The sequence below is a fragment of the Coprococcus intestinalis genome (assembly GCF_023656595.1).
Taxonomy (GTDB): Bacteria; Bacillota; Clostridia; order Lachnospirales; family Lachnospiraceae; genus Coprococcus_A; species Coprococcus_A intestinihominis.
In genome coordinates this window covers 31,467-47,873 of record NZ_JAMOKJ010000004.1, presented here as the reverse complement: position 1 = coordinate 47,873, position 16,407 = coordinate 31,467, and the positions used below count along the sequence as shown (strand labels likewise).

Annotated in this window: 14 protein-coding genes; 12 read left to right on the top strand and 2 right to left on the bottom strand. The window is 43.7% G+C overall.

Features of this window, described 5'->3' with window-relative positions:
* The first annotated feature begins 4 nt into the window (after window positions 1–4).
* A complete protein-coding gene (locus tag NBH03_RS04340) occupies window positions 5–2,020 on the top strand; it encodes a SpoIID/LytB domain-containing protein (protein ID WP_250797492.1) in 2,016 nt (671 codons plus the stop codon).
* Between the two features lie 39 nt (window positions 2,021–2,059).
* On the opposite strand, the gene NBH03_RS04335 is transcribed toward NBH03_RS04340, so the two are convergent.
* On the bottom strand, window positions 2,060–2,908 hold the full coding sequence (locus NBH03_RS04335) for a YihY/virulence factor BrkB family protein (RefSeq protein WP_250797488.1): 849 nt from the start codon (window positions 2,906–2,908) through the stop codon (window positions 2,060–2,062).
* A 526-nt stretch (window positions 2,909–3,434) separates the two neighbouring features.
* Between NBH03_RS04335 and pheS the strand changes: the two genes are divergently transcribed.
* The 11 genes from pheS (at window position 3,435) to NBH03_RS04285 (ending at window position 14,993) form a co-directional block, all read left to right on the top strand.
* Complete coding sequence (gene pheS, locus NBH03_RS04330; protein WP_015514280.1) at window positions 3,435–4,454, top strand: phenylalanine--tRNA ligase subunit alpha; 1,020 nt, start codon at window positions 3,435–3,437, stop codon at window positions 4,452–4,454.
* 21 nt (window positions 4,455–4,475) lie between these two features.
* Window positions 4,476–6,908: a phenylalanine--tRNA ligase subunit beta gene (gene pheT / locus NBH03_RS04325; RefSeq protein WP_250797486.1), complete on the top strand. Its 2,433-nt coding sequence runs from the start codon at window positions 4,476–4,478 to the stop codon at window positions 6,906–6,908.
* A 13-nt stretch (window positions 6,909–6,921) separates the two neighbouring features.
* On the top strand, window positions 6,922–7,947 hold the full coding sequence (queA, locus tag NBH03_RS04320; RefSeq protein WP_117526933.1) for a tRNA preQ1(34) S-adenosylmethionine ribosyltransferase-isomerase QueA: 1,026 nt from the start codon (window positions 6,922–6,924) through the stop codon (window positions 7,945–7,947).
* Between the two features lie 259 nt (window positions 7,948–8,206).
* Window positions 8,207–9,139 (top strand): hypothetical protein, encoded by a 933-nt coding sequence (locus NBH03_RS04315; protein WP_015514239.1) that lies wholly within the window; start codon window positions 8,207–8,209, stop codon window positions 9,137–9,139.
* A 66-nt stretch (window positions 9,140–9,205) separates the two neighbouring features.
* Window positions 9,206–9,451: a hypothetical protein gene (locus NBH03_RS16190; protein ID WP_442872332.1), complete on the top strand. Its 246-nt coding sequence runs from the start codon at window positions 9,206–9,208 to the stop codon at window positions 9,449–9,451.
* Window positions 9,400–9,831: a hypothetical protein gene (locus NBH03_RS04310; protein WP_331476046.1), complete on the top strand. Its 432-nt coding sequence runs from the start codon at window positions 9,400–9,402 to the stop codon at window positions 9,829–9,831. Before NBH03_RS16190 ends, NBH03_RS04310 begins: the two co-directional genes overlap by 52 nt.
* A 135-nt stretch (window positions 9,832–9,966) precedes the next feature.
* Complete coding sequence (locus NBH03_RS04305) at window positions 9,967–10,467, top strand: SEC-C metal-binding domain-containing protein (RefSeq protein WP_117526929.1); 501 nt, start codon at window positions 9,967–9,969, stop codon at window positions 10,465–10,467.
* 29 nt (window positions 10,468–10,496) lie between these two features.
* Entirely contained in the window at window positions 10,497–12,053 is a 1,557-nt protein-coding gene (locus tag NBH03_RS04300) for an ABC-F family ATP-binding cassette domain-containing protein (RefSeq protein WP_250797485.1), read from the top strand.
* Between the two features lie 150 nt (window positions 12,054–12,203).
* Window positions 12,204–12,776, top strand: coding sequence for a manganese efflux pump MntP (locus NBH03_RS04295; RefSeq protein ID WP_250797484.1), 573 nt, complete (start codon window positions 12,204–12,206; stop codon window positions 12,774–12,776).
* 17 nt (window positions 12,777–12,793) lie between these two features.
* Window positions 12,794–14,200, top strand: a complete 1,407-nt coding sequence (locus NBH03_RS04290; RefSeq protein WP_250797483.1) for a radical SAM/SPASM domain-containing protein — start codon at window positions 12,794–12,796, stop codon at window positions 14,198–14,200.
* 211 nt (window positions 14,201–14,411) lie between these two features.
* Window positions 14,412–14,993 carry a TetR/AcrR family transcriptional regulator C-terminal domain-containing protein gene (locus NBH03_RS04285; protein WP_250797478.1) on the top strand — a complete coding sequence of 194 codons (582 nt, stop codon included), beginning with the start codon at window positions 14,412–14,414 and terminating at the stop codon, window positions 14,991–14,993.
* A gap of 48 nt (window positions 14,994–15,041) precedes the next feature.
* Here the strand turns inward: NBH03_RS04285 and NBH03_RS04280 are convergent, their stop codons facing one another.
* Window positions 15,042–16,139: a prephenate dehydrogenase gene (locus NBH03_RS04280; protein ID WP_250797472.1), complete on the bottom strand. Its 1,098-nt coding sequence runs from the start codon at window positions 16,137–16,139 to the stop codon at window positions 15,042–15,044.
* Between the last annotated feature and the right edge of the window lie 268 nt (window positions 16,140–16,407).

Below are 16,407 nucleotides of genomic sequence, written 5' to 3'. Positions count from 1 at the left end.
CCGTATGAAAAGAATCCAACCGGTCATCCTGCTTCTGGCAGCGATGACTCTTTTTTTATTTTACCGACAGAGTCACAGACAATCTTTTACAGAAGGTATTACACGTGCCCAAACGGCACGCATGCTGGCATGGACCGTATGTGACATGAATAAGGACAGGGCAAAGAGTGTCGAACCGCTTATTGATGTTGACAGCACTTTATGGTATGCCGATGAAATCACGACAGTTCTGGCAGAGGGCATCATGAAAAAAGACGGTGATCTATTTCATCCTATTGATTACCTGACATGGGAGGAGGCCTCAAATATTGCTGATTTTTTTGACATTTCGCTTTCAATTCCTGTATTTCAAAAACGGAAGCCTATGCCGCTTGAAAAATGGCTGCAATTTTTTGACCGGTTACTCGCAGAACAGGACATAGATATAAAACTAATAAAAAAAGAACAAAAGATTCTGGCTGTTCCATCTGCATCTGATACATTAGACAGATGGCAGGTAAAAACTGACAGCGGCATATACAGCTGTGAAGGACTTGCTCTCGAAAAATATCTTGACCAAACCGTTACCGCCTATATTTATCAGGATCAGCTGTTAATGGCCGTTCCTGCCAATCATCAGCAGGCAGAAATCATCACAGCTTCTACATCTGTTGATACGGACAACACAAAGGCCGCAGAAGCCCCCTCCGAATCATTTTCTCAGAATGACCCCCTTCCTGCAGCATCTGCTCCTGACATCCGGGTCTGTATTATGAATGATGACTTCTCATCCGAGGCACATAAAAACCTTCGGCTGACTTCTGATGCTGCATGGCAACTGACTTTTCATAACAAGGTCATTCAATATCCGGCAGATGAAGTTGTCGAACTGAATGCAGATGATTTTTCGGAGGATGGCGAAACAGCTGAAGCTGTTCCTGAAAATCATCACTGCATGACCATTCTCAGCATTAACAGAAGCTGCGGCAATCCTTCCTACAGTGGCCGGCTGCAGATTATGCGTTCAAAAGACGCGCTCTTTCTGATCAATATTCTTCCGACAGAAACCTATTTAAAAGGTGTCGTACCTTCCGAAATGCCGGCTTCCTATCATTTAGAAGCATTAAAGGCACAGGCTGTCTGTGCACGAAGTTATGCTCTGTCTGCTGTGAAAAACCCTAAATATGATTTTGCTGACCTGAATGACAGTACATCCTGCCAGGTCTATATGAATCAGGGAACAGATACTCAGACAGATCTGGCTGTTGATGCCACTGCCGGCGAAGTTTTATCCAGCCGGCAGAAGATCGTAACCGCCAAATATTTTTCCTCTTCATGCGGGAGTCTCTCAAGCAGTGATGATATATGGGGTTATCCGGATACAGCCTCACAGGATACCCATATGACAGAACGTCTGGAAACAGAGCCTCCGGGAATACCTGCACTTTCCTCAGAAGAAGCTTTCAGAAACTTTATCTTTCAACCGGCAGAAAATACTTATCTTGAATCATCTGATCCCTGGTTTCGATGGCAAACGGAGCTTTCTATGGCACACATCCGGTCCAATATTGCCGAATCCTTTGCAAAGAGAATGTCCGCAGACCCCAAACGTTTCACGGTTTTGTCTTCAGATGGCACCATTGACCCGGATGACATTTCGCAGATCAAAATTGTCAAACGAGCCGAAAGCGGGGTGCTGCAGAAAATAAAACTGACCGGCAGGAATCAGGAATTGACTGTCAGCGGTGAATACAATATCCGATGTCTGCTTGTCCCGTCCTCGGATACAGCCGTTATTCTACAGGACAAAAGTACCAGAAACGGCATGTCTCTTCTGCCAAGCGGATATTTTTTTCTTGAAGAAATCAATGATGGAGAACAAATCACCGGCTATAAAATTTATGGCGGTGGCTTCGGCCACGGAGCCGGTCTAAGCCAGAATGGTGCCGACACACTGGCAGAAAAGGGATATGATTATAGAGAAATTCTGACATACTTTTTCGAGGGTATCAACATAGAAAATGTCAATACCCTCGAATGAAACATCAAAGGAACCTGCAGACGGGTCCCGATGAATGCCTTAATATTTAAAAACGTCTTCTGCTGTGTCCCCTGAAATAGATTCGGGATGCAGCAGATTGTTGAGTTCTGCCCCCAGGAAAAGCTGATACATACAGGTGTACAGCCAGAGCATGATCATCATGATGCCCGCCAGACTGCCGTACATATAGATAAAACTATGGGAATAATTGAAATAAATAGCAAAAATGCTGGAAGTGATCATCCATCCGATGGAACAGGATATTGCTCCCGGCAGCACATACAGCAGCGGTGTCTTCTTATTCGGCAGCACCTTGTAAACAAAGATGAAAAACATCGTCAGCAGTCCGAAAATGATCAACATACGGATACTGATGACAAAGGCAGCAAAATCATGCAGCACCGGCAGAAGTTTGATCACCTTGCGATAAAGAACATTGCCAAATACCAGAAGTCCGAGGGTCACGATCAATGCTACAGCCAGCCACAATGTATAAACTGCTGAAATGAAACGGATATAAAAATAATTTCGTGTTTCATTGATATGATAAATCTCGTTAATTCCCCTGGTAATAGACAAAATCCCTCGTCCTGCCGACCAGAGAACAAAGATGATCGTAAACGATGTAATCGCAATCGTAGACTGCTCATAAACTTCCTTCATAACCAAGCGAATGACATCATTGGCCATCTTCGGCGATAACATCTGGAGAATATTCAACAGATCTTCATAGGTCAACGGTGAATACCGCAGAAGAGTCAGCAAAAAAATACAGAATGGAAATGCAGAGAGCACAATAAAAAAGGCCGCCTGTGAAGCATAAGCTCCCAGATAATCTTCTGTATTTTTCTTCAAAAATCCCTTGATCCAACGCAAAATTGTATGCATAGATTCCCCCCTCGTTAAAACGTCACACGGCTTCATCTTATCATAGATTACAAAAATTAACAACTGTGAAGATGACCTATTGACAAGCTTTTTGAATATGTTAAAATAAAACATGAACAAAAGCTGTGAATGTGCTGCAGATCATGTATAGTATATGCATATCTGTATCAGGTTATCATTTCCTTACAGAGAGAGGAAGCCATTGGCTGAAAGCTGCCTCAAGTTCTGATGATGACTGAATTTCCCACAGGAGCTGTATCTCTGAACCATATACCAAGTAGGAGATATCGCCGATGCCCGTTAAGCATCTCCAAGTGCCCCGTTATATGTCATTTTTGAATAACTTCGATTTGAACGGGGAAGCAGGGTGGTACCGCGGAATGAATTCGTCCCTTTATTTTTTCATAAAGGGGCTTTTTTTATGCACTTTTGCGCACGAATACATACCTGCCTGCAAACCACATCCACAGTCAAAATAAGATTAGTCAAAGAAAGGAGCGTATGATTTTTTCATACGAGTCGTACAATGAAGGACAGACTGCAAAAAATTAGAAATGAAGCCATCGCCCAGATCAAAGCTGCCGGTGGTATGGATGCACTGAATGATATCCGTGTTTCCTTTTTAGGTAAAAAAGGCGAACTGACAGCCATTATGAAATCCATGAGAGATATCCCGCCTGAAGAACGTCCGGCATTCGGCCAGATGGTCAATGAAGCCCGTCAGGAAATCGAGAATTCTCTTGATACGATGAAGAAAGATCTTGCTGCAAAAGCCAGAGAACTTCAGCTCAAATCCGAAGTCATCGATGTTACACTTCCGGCAAAGAAGAACCATCTGGGTCACCGCCACCCAAACAGCATTGCCCAGGAAGAAGTTGAACGTATCTTTACAGGTATGGGTTATGAAGTTGTAGAAGGACCTGAAATTGAGTTTGACTACTACAACTTTGAGGCTTTGAACATTCCTGCCAATCATCCTGCCAAAGATGAACAGGATACATTCTACATCACCAAGGATCTGCTGCTTCGTACACAGACATCCGGTACACAGATCCATACCATGGAAACTCAGCCGCTGCCGATCCGTATGATCGCACCGGGCCGTGTATTCCGTGCCGATGAACTGGATGCTACGCATTCACCGAACTTCCACCAGATTGAAGGCCTTGTCGTTGACAAGAATGTCACATTTGCCGATCTGAAAGGCACACTGGCTGAATTTGCGAAACAGCTTTTCGGCGAAGATACAAAGGTCAAGTTCAGACCGCATCATTTCCCATTCACAGAACCAAGTGCCGAAATGGATGTCACATGCTTCAAATGCGGTGGCAAAGGCTGCAGAATGTGTAAAGGTGAAGGCTGGATTGAAATCCTTGGCTGCGGTATGGTGCATCCGCATGTATTTGAAATGTGCGGCATTGATCCTGAAGAATATCAGGGCTTTGCATTCGGTGTCGGCCTTGAGCGTATCGCCATGCTCAAATACGAAATTGATGACATGCATCATCTCTATGAAAATGACATCAGATTTCTGAAACAGTTCTAAGCAGCAGGAGGAAAATAGATTATGAGAACATCATTAAAATGGATTAAAGACCTTGTACCGGGTATTGAGAATCTGACACCTCAGGAATATCTGGATGCTATGACATTATCCGGTTCAAAGGGCGAATATTATGTCGAATTAGACAAGAATCTCGAGAATATTGTTATCGGACAGATTTTAAAAATCGAAAAGCATCCTGATGCCGACAAACTGGTCATCTGCCAGGTGAATGTTGGTCAGGAAGAACCTGTACAGATCGTCACAGGTGCACCAAACGTTTTTGAAGGCGCTGTTGTTCCGGTTGTCCTTGCAGGCGGAAAAGTTGCCGGCGGTCATGACGGCAGCACCCCTCCGGAAGAGGGCATCAAGATCAAAAAGGGCAAACTCCGCGGTGTACCAAGTAACGGTATGATGTGTTCCATCGAAGAACTGGGTTCCAGCCGCGATATGTATCCGGATGCCCCTGAAAACGGTATCTATATCTTTAAGAACAGAGACGATATCAAACCGGGAGATGACGCAATCAAGGCTCTGGGCTTAGATGACGCTGTTATTGAATACGAGATCACATCCAACCGTGTAGACTGCTTCAGTATTCTCGGTATTGCAAGAGAAGCTGCTGTTACATTCGGCAAACCATTCTGTCCGCCGGTTGTAGAACCAACAGGCAACGATGAGGATGTCAACGATTTTATCAGCGTTGAAGTCAATGATACAGAACTGTGCCCGCGCTACACAGCCCGTGTGGTTAAGAATATCAAGGTTGGACCATCTCCTGAATGGATGCAGCGTCGTCTGGCTGCTCAGGGCATCCGTCCGATCAACAATATCGTCGATATTACCAACTATGTCATGGAAGAATACGGTCAGCCGATGCATGCCTATGACCTTTCTACCATCGCAGGCCAGAAGATCATTGTCCGCCGTGCCGAAGACAACGAGAAATTTGTTACTCTGGATGGCCAGGAGAGAACACTGGACAGCTCTATGCTGATGATTTGTGATGCAGAGAAACCAGTTGGTATCGCAGGTATCATGGGCGGCGAAAATTCCATGATTACAGATGACGTAGATGCTATTTTATTTGAAGCAGCCTGCTTTGACGGCACCAATATCCGTCTCTCCGGCAAGAAACTCGGTATGCGTACCGATGCCCAGAGCAAATTCGAAAAGGGTCTGGATCCGAATAATGCCAGTGCAGCCATCGACCGTGCCTGCCAGTTGATCGAAGTGCTGGGCTGCGGCGAAGTTGTCGGCGGTATGGTAGACGTTTACGGCAAAGTCAAAGAGCCTCATGAAATTCCTTTCCAGCCTGAGAGAATTAACCGTCTACTTGGTACTGATTTATCTGCTGAACAGATGCTTGATTACTTCAAGTCACTGGAACTTGAATACGATGCTGACAGAAATGTCATGATTATTCCGACATTCAGACAGGATCTTCTGGGCACAGCAGACCTTGCTGAGGAAGTTGCAAGATTCTATGGCTACTCCAATATTCCTTCTACACTGCCAAGCGGCGAATCCACCAGCGGTAAAGTTTCCTTCAAGCACAGAGTCGAAGATGTTGCCAAGGAAACTGCTGAATTCTGCGGATTCTCCGAAGGTATGACTTTCTCCTTTGAAAGCCCGAAGGTATTTGACAAACTCCGCCTTGATGCTGATGATCCGCTGCGTCAGGCAATCACTATTGCCAACCCACAGGGTGAAGATTACAGTATCATGAAAACAACACCTTTAAACGGCATGCTTGTTTCTCTGGCAAGAAACTTCAACCGCCGCAACAAAGATGTAAAATTATACGAAATGGCAAAGATTTATCTGCCTAAATCACTGCCACTGACAGAATACGCTGATGAACGTGTTCAGTTTACACTCGGTTTCTACGGTGAAGGCGATTTCTTCACAATGAAAGGTGTTGTGGAGGAATTCCTTGAAAGAGCAGGTATGCATGATATCGTTGATTATGATCCAAATGCCGGCAAGAACTTTCTGCATCCGGGTCGCCAGGCCAACATCATTTACCAGGGTAAAGTCATCGGCTACATGGGTGAAGTTCATCCGGAAGTATGCGAAAACTATGACATGAAGACACGTGCTTACATTGCGGTTCTTGATATGCCTGTCATTACAGAAATGGCAACATTTGACCGTCATTTCAAGGGCATTGCCAAACATCCTGCTGTAAACCGCGATATCAGTATGGTGGTTAAGAAAGACATTCTTGTTGGTCAGATTGAAAAAGTCATCCGCGAAAAGGGCGGTCATCATCTTGAAAGCTACCATCTGTTTGATATCTACGAAGGTTCACAGATCAAACCGGGTTACAAGTCCGTTGCTTACTCCATCACTTTCAGAGCAAACGACAGAACACTGGAAGAAAAAGATATTACAGCAGCTATGGACAAGATTATTGCCGGCCTTGAAGACCTTGGCATCGAACTGAGAAAATAGAGGCTAACAGACAATGAAAACAAGTGATTTTTATTACGATCTTCCTGAAGAACTGATCGCACAGGATCCGTTAGAAGACCGGTCAAGCTCCAGACTCATGGTGCTTGACCGCGAAAGCGGTAATATCAGCCATCATATCTTCAAGGATATTATTGATTATTTAAACCCTGAAGACTGTCTTGTTATCAATGATACAAAGGTCATTCCGGCAAGACTCTATGGTGTGAAAGAGGATACCGGTGCCCACATTGAAATTCTCTTATTGAAGCGAAGAGAAAATGATGTCTGGGAGACACTGGTTCGTCCGGGCAAAAAAGCAAAACCGGGTACCCGCCTGACATTTGGTGACGGGCGTCTGAAAGCAGAAGTCATTGATGTGGTGGAAGAGGGCAACCGTCTGATCCATTTTGAATACGAAGGTATTTTTGAAGAAATCCTTGACCAGTTAGGTGAAATGCCGCTGCCGCCATATATCACCCACAAGCTTCAGGACAAAAACCGTTACCAGACAGTCTATGCCAAACATGAAGGCAGTGCCGCTGCACCCACAGCCGGACTGCATTTTACACCGGAACTTCTGGCGGCCATTGAAGCCAAAGGCATCCGCATCGCCCGTGTGACCCTTCATGTGGGCCTGGGCACATTCCGTCCTGTTAAGGTAGAGGATGTGACACAGCACCATATGCATTCTGAGTATTATCAGGTCACTCAGGAAGCCGCTGATATCATCAATGATACAAAAAAACGCGGTGGCAGAGTCATCGCCGTTGGTACCACCAGCACACGTACACTGGAATCCGTGGCGGATGAAGACGGCACCATGCATGCTGCAGGAGGATGGACGGAAATTTTCATCTATCCGGGCTACAAATTCAAATGCATTGATGCGCTCATTACCAATTTCCACCTTCCGGAATCAACACTTCTAATGCTCGTCTCTGCACTGGCAGGCAAAGAACATATTATGCATGCCTACGAGACAGCTGTTCAGGAGCGTTATCGTTTCTTCAGCTTCGGGGATGCGATGTTTATAAAATAATCTGTAACTGTTCAGAGCCACCCCGACATAATGCGTAGCATTTTGGAGGTTGACTCTGAACAGTTACAATAATTTTTCAAGTGCATTACACTGCATGTCCTATGCAGGTAATGTACTTTTTATTTCCGATTCCCGGATAAAACCGAAAATTCATAGACAACCCGTATCATAAAGTGTTATAATGGAGCGGTATGATGCCATAGAGATAACATGGTATCAGGATATTATTTCATATACTACAAAAAGGAAAGGATTATATATGGACGTAGACAGGGAACAGCTTCAGAAACTCAGAGAACAGATTGGCAGAAAGGCACATCTGACATCCATGCTTGACAATTTGTATGTTCAGGAAAAAGAGCAGAAGGAAAAGGTTGAAGAACTGCGACAGGAGAAGGAAGATGAGCAGAAGGATGTGGACCGGCTGGAAGACAGAGGTCTGACAGCTCTTTTTTACAGTCTCATCGGAAAAATCGACGAGAAGATGACAAAGGAACAGAAGGAAGCTTATGCAGCTTCCGTGAAGTACGAAGCCGCGAATCAGGAATTAAAGGCCATTCAGTATCATATCCATACATATGTCAAGGAACTGGATTATCTGAAGGGATGCGAAGCAACCTACAATAAATTGTTGAAGGCAAGAGAGGACGAGATTCGTCTCAGGAATTCAGACAAAGCGGACAGATTGCTCCATCTCGATGAACAGATATCCGCCTGCAGCAGCCGTATCAAAGAACTTCAGGAAGCTATTTCAGCAGGACAGAAAGCCGCTTTTACAACAGATTGTGTACTTAGCAAGCTTGATAATGCAGAAGCATGGGGCACATGGGATATCCTCGGCGGCGGTTTACTCAGCACAGCAGCCAAACACGGCAACCTGGACGATGCCCAGAGCTATATTACCGAACTCCAGATGGATCTCAGACACTTCAACACAGAATTGACTGATATCTCCGTTCAGACAGATGTTCATGTCAACACAGATGATTTCCTGCGTTTTGCAGATTACTTTTTTGATGGCATCTTTGCAGATCTGGCTGTTCAAAAGCGTATCAAGCAATCCAAAGAACAGGTTCAAGGGATTAAAACCGAGATTGAGTCCGTTCTCGAAGAACTGGAACGCATGCTGGATGAGGAACAGCACCTGAAAGAGACACTTCAATCAGAGATTGAAGACGTCCTTGTAGAATAATCAACATACACCATGCCGATGACGGGATTTGACTGTCATCGGCATTTTTTTGCCAAGATTACATAAATTTTACATCAATTACATCCAAAAAAGATAGTTCCTGCATGTATTTTCCATAATGAAAAAACAGCCCGTCTCTATACGGATCTCTCTCTGATCACAGCCAGACCTGAAATCGGTATGGAGGCCTCACGAATCTTTCAGGCTTTATCCCTGGGCACGGTTGTTGACAAGACTAAGCATCTCCTTATGGCTCCTAAATGTCTCCAGAAACCCGTACTAGAAATGACGACAATGAAATTGCCATGGTAAAATCCGGTCAGGAAGGTTATATCGGCATCAAGATTAATTCCCTGACAGATAAAAAAATCATTGCGAAACTGATCGAAGCATCTGAAGCTGGTGTAAAAATTGACATGGTGATCCGCGGCATCTGCTGTCTGCGGTCCGGCATTGAAGATCTTACAGACAATATCCGGATCATCAACATTGTGGGACGTTTTCTTGAGCATTCAAGAATCTATATTTTCAGGACAGAGGCACGCGCCCGGATTTATAATGTCAAAGCAAGAGAGCAGCAGCCGGACGGCACCTATGTCTGTTTGACACCGGAAGAGAACGCTCCCCTCAATTCCCAGGAATATTTCTTTGATGCCGTTTATGCTGCAGCGGAAAATAATAATTTCAGATAATATCCTGCACATAAATGATTTGACAAAACAGGACTCATCTTTTATAATTTGATAAGGTGTGTCCTGTTTCTTTTTCAGAGGCAGAATACAGAAATTGTCATTAAATTTTATAAAATAAAGGATAAGGTGAATAACATGAGTTTAATGGAAGATTGGGAAGTACTTGCAAACCAGTACAATACAGATCAGGCAACAGCACAGAAGTTCTGGACAGATTACTATATGCAGGAGAAGGCTGTCTATGAAAAGATGCTGACAGAACCTGTAGAAGTTGAGAAGGGCACTGTTGCAGAACTGGCTGAGAAATACGGTATGGATGTTGTCCGTTTCGGCGGTTTCCTTGATGGTATCAATGAAAGCTTAAAGACACCAAACCCTGTTGATACCATCGTTGCTGAATCAGAAGTGACTGTTGATATCGACCTTGAGAAGCTGTACTACAACATGGTAGCTGCAAAGGCTGATTGGCTTTACAACCTGCCTCAATGGGATGCACTTCTGACAGAAGAACGCAGAAAAGAGCTCTACAAAGCCCAGAAGAAATCTATGACTGTTGTTAAAGGCAAGAAGATCGGACGTAATGATCCATGCCCATGCGGAAGCGGCAAGAAGTACAAACAGTGCTGTGGACGTTAATCACTGCTTAAGTCTGAACAGAGGTTTTTATGAGTATCTTAAATGTTGAACATTTATCCCACGGATTCGGAGACAGAGCCATCTTTCAGGATGTCTCTTTCCGGATGCTGGCGGGAGAACATATTGGACTTATCGGCGCCAACGGTGAAGGTAAGTCCACTTTTATGAGTATTATTACAGGCACACTGATGCCTGACGAAGGCAAAATCGAATGGGCCAAAAACGTCCGTGTCGGTTATCTTGACCAGCATACCGTGCTTGAGAAAGGCATGACTGTACGTGAAGTACTGACATCCGCTTTTGACTTTCTCTTTGAAATGGAAGAGAAGATGAATCACATCTGCGACAACATGGGCGAGATGTCCCCGGATGAGATGGATACAGCCATGGAGGAACTCGGCACCATTCAGGATCTTCTCATGATGCATGATTTTTACATGATTGACAGCAAGGTGGATGAAGTAGCCCGGGCTCTTGGTCTGACAGACATTGGCCTTGACAGGGATGTCACTAATCTAAGCGGCGGCCAGCGTACCAAAGTCCTGCTGGCCAAGCTTCTCCTTGAAAAACCGGACATCCTGCTTTTGGATGAGCCTACCAACTATCTGGATGTCGACCATATTGAATGGCTGAAACGTTACCTGAATGACTATGAGAATGCTTTCATTCTTATTTCCCACGATATTCCATTTCTGAACTCCGTGGTCAATTTGATTTATCATATGGAGAATCAGCGTCTGGATCGTTATGTGGGAAATTACGACCAGTTCCAGGAAGTCTATGCCATGAAGAAAGCACAGCTGGAAGCAGCTTACAACAAGCAGCAGAAGGAAATCGCCCAGCTGAAAGATTTCGTAGCCAGAAATAAAGCACGCGTTGCTACCCGCAATATGGCGATGTCCAGACAGAAGAAACTTGACAAAATGGATGTGATCGAACTTGCCTCCGAGAAGCCAAAGCCTGAATTCAATTTTAAGCTTTCCCGCACACCAAGCCGTTACATTTTCCAGACAAAGGATCTGGTCATCGGCTATAATGAGCCACTATCTACACCATTGAATCTTGAAATGGAACGCGGGCAGAAGATCGTCCTTACCGGTGCCAACGGTATCGGCAAGACAACGCTGCTTAAAAGTATTCTCGGCCTGATTCCTTCCATCAGCGGCACGGTAGAACAGGGAGATTATCTGAACATTGGTTATTTTGAGCAGGAGATGACCGGTGACGGCACAAAAACCTGCATTGAAACACTCTGGGATGAATTTCCATCCTTCAGTCAGTATGAAGTACGGTCAGCACTGGCCAAATGCGGTCTGACAACCAAGCACATCGAAAGCCAGGTGCGTGTCTTAAGCGGCGGCGAGCAGGCAAAGGTCCGTCTCTGCAAGCTGATCAACAGAGAGACCAATGTTCTTCTCCTTGATGAGCCTACCAACCATCTGGATACAGATGCCAAAGATGAGTTGAAGCGTGCATTGATAGATTATAACGGCAGCATCCTGATGGTCTGCCACGAACCGGACTTTTATGACGGTCTCGCTACAGATGTCTGGGATTGCACCCGTTGGACAACTAAAATATTCTAAAAATACGACATTTTAATTCTTTTGTAGCTTCTTTTTGAACATTTGCCTTTTTGTGAATCTGTACTTTCAGCTCATTTTCTTTTATAGTACTAATTGCTAGCAGACATGCTAAAGTATACAGAAAATAAATAAATGGGCTGGAGGTCCGGTATGAGTCTTATAGAGATACTTATCATTTCCATCGGATTGTCTTTAGATGTCTACGCTGTTGTTGTGTGTCAGGGAGCCGTTCTTTTAAAGATTGAAAAGACAAAGCTTCTGAAAATGAGTCTGTTTTTTTGTGCCTGGCAGGTGGTTGCCGTTTCCATCGGTCATACGGTCACATTAATTCCTTATCTGGCAGACATCGCCAAAAATGTCAGCTATGTAGGTGAATTTATTTCAGTCATCATTTTTACGGTTATTGGCGTATACATGTTATACAAAGCCTGGAAAAATGAAGGTATTCTCGAACGACTGAGCGATGTTAATTACAAACAGCTCTGTGTTGCTGCATTCTTCACCAGCCTTGACGCACTTTTTGCCGGTATGGGATTTGGCCTCTTAAAGGCGAGGTTCTATATTGTAGCTCTGAGTATACTGATCATTACAGCCGTTATGGTTATACTCGGGCTGTACACCGGCATGCGGCTTGGATATGAGCAAAAGACAAAGGCATACGGCATTGGCGGTATTTTGCTGTTGATTTCTGCCATGGATGTCGTATTAAAATATTTAGCATAAATCAGGAGGATTGAAATATGAATACAACATTAGACAAAATTTCACATAAAGCGCAGCGTGCAGCTGCCAGTGTTATCATCGACAAAGTCCTTGCGATGGTAGACAAAGACAGAGAAAAAGGATTTCTTGAATTAGTAGACTGGGCAGAACAGTTCTGGGGCAATGGATTTTCCAAAGAAGATTACGATAAGGTTAGAACAGCTATCAAAGATCCTGATAACAGATGGATTAAATTCATCAATCGTGTATTGGATGAAACAGATCCTCATGTTGCCAAAATGGCTGCATTGAATCTTGGTTTTGAAGCTTTCTTCCGCGGCACAAAGATGATCCGTAAGAACCGTGAAATCTACCACTGCAATATTCCGTGGCTGATTCTCTTTGATCCGACATCCGCCTGCAATATGCATTGTCAGGGATGCTGGTCCGGTACATACGGTCACAAGGCTAATCTGAGCTTCGATGATATGGATAAGATCATCACAGAAGGCAAAGAACTTGGCGTATATCTGTATATGATGACAGGCGGTGAACCGCTTGTACGTAAGGCCGACATTCTTCGTCTTGCAGAGAAGCATAACGATGTTGAGCTTTCAATCTACACAAACTCTACATTGATCGATGAAGATTTCTGTAAAGAAGTGGTTCGTCTCGGCAATATTACTTTCCAGCTTTCCATCGAAGGTACACCTGAGACAAATGATGCCCGCCGTGGTGACGGTCATTATGCAGCTGTCATGAAAGCCATGGATCTGCTGAAGAAATACGGTATCATTTTCGGTACATCCATCTGCTACACACGTGCCAATATTGAGGCAGTTACAAGTGATGAATTCTTAAGAATGATCTCCGAAAAAGGAGCACGTTTTGGATTCTATTTCCACTACATGCCAGTGGGCAACAATGCAGTTCTTGACCTGATGCCTACAATGGAACAGCGTGAATACATGATCAAACGTATCCGTGAGATCCGTTCTCCACAGTGTGATATCGGATTTTTCCCAATGGATTTCCAGAATGACGGCGAATATGTCGGCGGATGTATTGCAGGCGGACGTAACTACTTCCACATTAACTCTGCAGGTGATGCAGAACCTTGTGTATTCATCCACTTCTCCAATACAAACATTCATGAGAACTCCATTCTTGAGATTCTCCAGAGCCCATTGTTTATGGCTTATCATAACGGTCAGCCATTCAACAACAACCATCTGCGTCCATGCCCGATGCTTGAGAATCCGGAATTCCTTCAGAAGATGGTTCATGAAACAGGTGCTCACCAGACAAATATGGAATCTCCTGAAACCGTTGAACATCTCTGCAGTAAATGCAAGAATTACGCTGAAGAATGGAAGGGTCATGCCGATAAGATCTGGGTTGAAGAAACCCACAAAACACCACAGTACACAAATTACAAAAAATAATTACTCTTTAGAGGGGACTGCCGAAGCAGTTCCCTTTTTATCGTCTGCAATTCATCTGTTTCAAATATCACATATTAATTTGCATGTTAATATTCTGAAATCAATGATTGCTATTACTAGAATATGTAAATTATATTTGCATTTTTTTCTTTTTGTGTTATACTTTCTAATATTGTTGCAATTGAGCATGCAGCCTGGAGGGAAATTTTGAATGGAAAGAAAAAAGATGACCAAGGCGCTGATCGGCGAAAGTCTGAAAGTACTTATGCGCAATCATCCCTTTGAGAAAATCACAATCAAGATGATCACAGACGAAGCCGGCGTCATCAGACCGACTTTTTATAATTATTTCTGCGACAAATACGAAGTCGTTGAATGGATTTTTAATGAATATATTATAGAAAAAGTTCGCGCAATGTTTGAGCAGAAGATGTATACAGAAGGTTTAAAACTGTTATTTGTATGTATGAAGAACGATTGTGCTTTTTACAGGAAAGCCTTTGAGATTACAGGTCAGAATGCCTTCACGGACATTATCAGGAATTCTCTGCATAATCTTTTCCTGTCAGAGATGAGCGAAATCTATATAGAGAACCAGACGAACAATCCTTTAGTGACGGCTGAACTTGTTGCTGCTTTTTATGCCAACTCATTATCCAACCTTCTTCAGAGGTGGATTCAAAGCAATAATCAACAATGTACCGCCGAGAATATGGTAGAAGCCTATGCCTATCTCCTGAGTCACAGAATACAGGATTTTATTGATCCAACAGAAAACCCTGCTGAAAATTAGTTTTTCAGCAGGGTTTTCTTATGCTGCAGAATCCAGAACTTTTTCTGTCTATCGTGTATGGATAATATAGGAATATTTGGACAGCAGTACTGTTGCTTTCTCCACGGCATCCTGTTCATAGAATTCTATACGCAAAACACCTTCCTGGAATTCCCGGTTATGGATAATGCCGATGTTCTTAATACTGATACGATTGGAAGCCAGTATAGTTGCAATCGTTGCGATCGCACCAGATTCATCGATCAGATCCACATATATCTCATAGGCCGGCTCAATACTGCCTTTCATCTTCATCGGCATACTGTCGCGGTAATCCTTGGCCTCTTCAAAGAAACAATGCAGTTTGTCTCCCCGATTCTCTCTGATAGCCTCTGATATATCTTCCAATGAAGCCTTATAGGCATCAATCACCTTCAAAAGCTGCCCCTGGTTCTCAAGACAAATGGATTCCCACATATCCGGGGACGATGAGGCGATACGGGTGATATCCTTGAAACCGCCTGCTGCCAGCTGACGCATCAGCCCCTCCCTGCTATCAGATGTCCGGACAAGATTCACCAGTGTGTAGGCAATAACATGGGGAAGATGACTGATCGCAGCCGTTGCATAATCATGCTCCTCACAATTCAGTACGATTGGAACTGCACCTGTATCTGTTACAAGCTGACGCATTTCCGCCACCTTGTCAGGATTGGAAAGGGCAGTAGGCGTTATAATATAGTAAGCATTCTCTAGAAGCCGGTCTGTTGCACTTGTATAGCCTGTCTTCTCTGATCCGGCCATGGGATGCCCGCCGATAAAACGCGTCTCCATTCCCAGTTCTCTGACCGCCTCATGAATTGTGGATTTAACGCTGCCCACATCTGTAATCACACAGGTATCCGGCACAAGATCCTTTAACTTCTTCAGACACTGGATATTCACAGAAACCGGCATGCACAGAAAAATAAAATCACACTCTGCAAATGAAGCATCGATCACATCCGTTGCCTGATTGATCGTCCCATCAGACATCGCCTCCACAAGACTGCTTCTGGAGCGATTGTATGCAATTAATCTATATTCAGGATGTACACGACGAAGGGCCTTGGCAATGGAACCGCCAATAAGCCCGAGACCGATAAACCCGATTGTTTTGTCAGACATAATATTTCCCCTTTTGTATGATAAAATTAAGTTAAGCTTTTATCAGTCTAACACTTACCTATATAAAAGTCAATGATTTATGACTTTAAAGCAGTAAATTTTATCTGTCTAGTTCAAATATTCCAACTATCAGAAAATAATTTTCAGAATTTATTGTTAAATATCGATAAAATACTTGAAAAATCATCATCTTTTTAGTAGAATATAGACATGGGTTTTCTTCAATAGATCATGTATTCACCAGAAGTTTAACCTATGTATCAAATCG

What these genes read in the sequence shown, in the direction of transcription:
- NBH03_RS04285 (WP_250797478.1), top strand. Translation starts at nt 14,412, where the DNA reads ATGGAAAGAAAAAAGATGACCAAGGCGCTGATCGGCGAAAGTCTGAAA.
- NBH03_RS04315 (WP_015514239.1), top strand. Translation starts at nt 8,207, where the DNA reads ATGGACGTAGACAGGGAACAGCTTCAGAAACTCAGAGAACAGATTGGC.
- NBH03_RS04290 (WP_250797483.1), top strand. Translation starts at nt 12,794, where the DNA reads ATGAATACAACATTAGACAAAATTTCACATAAAGCGCAGCGTGCAGCT.
- NBH03_RS04295 (WP_250797484.1), top strand. Translation starts at nt 12,204, where the DNA reads ATGAGTCTTATAGAGATACTTATCATTTCCATCGGATTGTCTTTAGAT.
- NBH03_RS04305 (WP_117526929.1), top strand. Translation starts at nt 9,967, where the DNA reads ATGAGTTTAATGGAAGATTGGGAAGTACTTGCAAACCAGTACAATACA.
- queA (WP_117526933.1), top strand. Translation starts at nt 6,922, where the DNA reads ATGAAAACAAGTGATTTTTATTACGATCTTCCTGAAGAACTGATCGCA.
- NBH03_RS04310 (WP_331476046.1), top strand. Translation starts at nt 9,400, where the DNA reads ATGTCTCCAGAAACCCGTACTAGAAATGACGACAATGAAATTGCCATG.
- NBH03_RS04280 (WP_250797472.1), bottom strand. Translation starts at nt 16,139, where the DNA reads ATGTCTGACAAAACAATCGGGTTTATCGGTCTCGGGCTTATTGGCGGT.
- NBH03_RS04300 (WP_250797485.1), top strand. Translation starts at nt 10,497, where the DNA reads ATGAGTATCTTAAATGTTGAACATTTATCCCACGGATTCGGAGACAGA.
- pheS (WP_015514280.1), top strand. Translation starts at nt 3,435, where the DNA reads ATGAAGGACAGACTGCAAAAAATTAGAAATGAAGCCATCGCCCAGATC.
- pheT (WP_250797486.1), top strand. Translation starts at nt 4,476, where the DNA reads ATGAGAACATCATTAAAATGGATTAAAGACCTTGTACCGGGTATTGAG.
- NBH03_RS04340 (WP_250797492.1), top strand. Translation starts at nt 5, where the DNA reads ATGAAAAGAATCCAACCGGTCATCCTGCTTCTGGCAGCGATGACTCTT.
- NBH03_RS04335 (WP_250797488.1), bottom strand. Translation starts at nt 2,908, where the DNA reads ATGCATACAATTTTGCGTTGGATCAAGGGATTTTTGAAGAAAAATACA.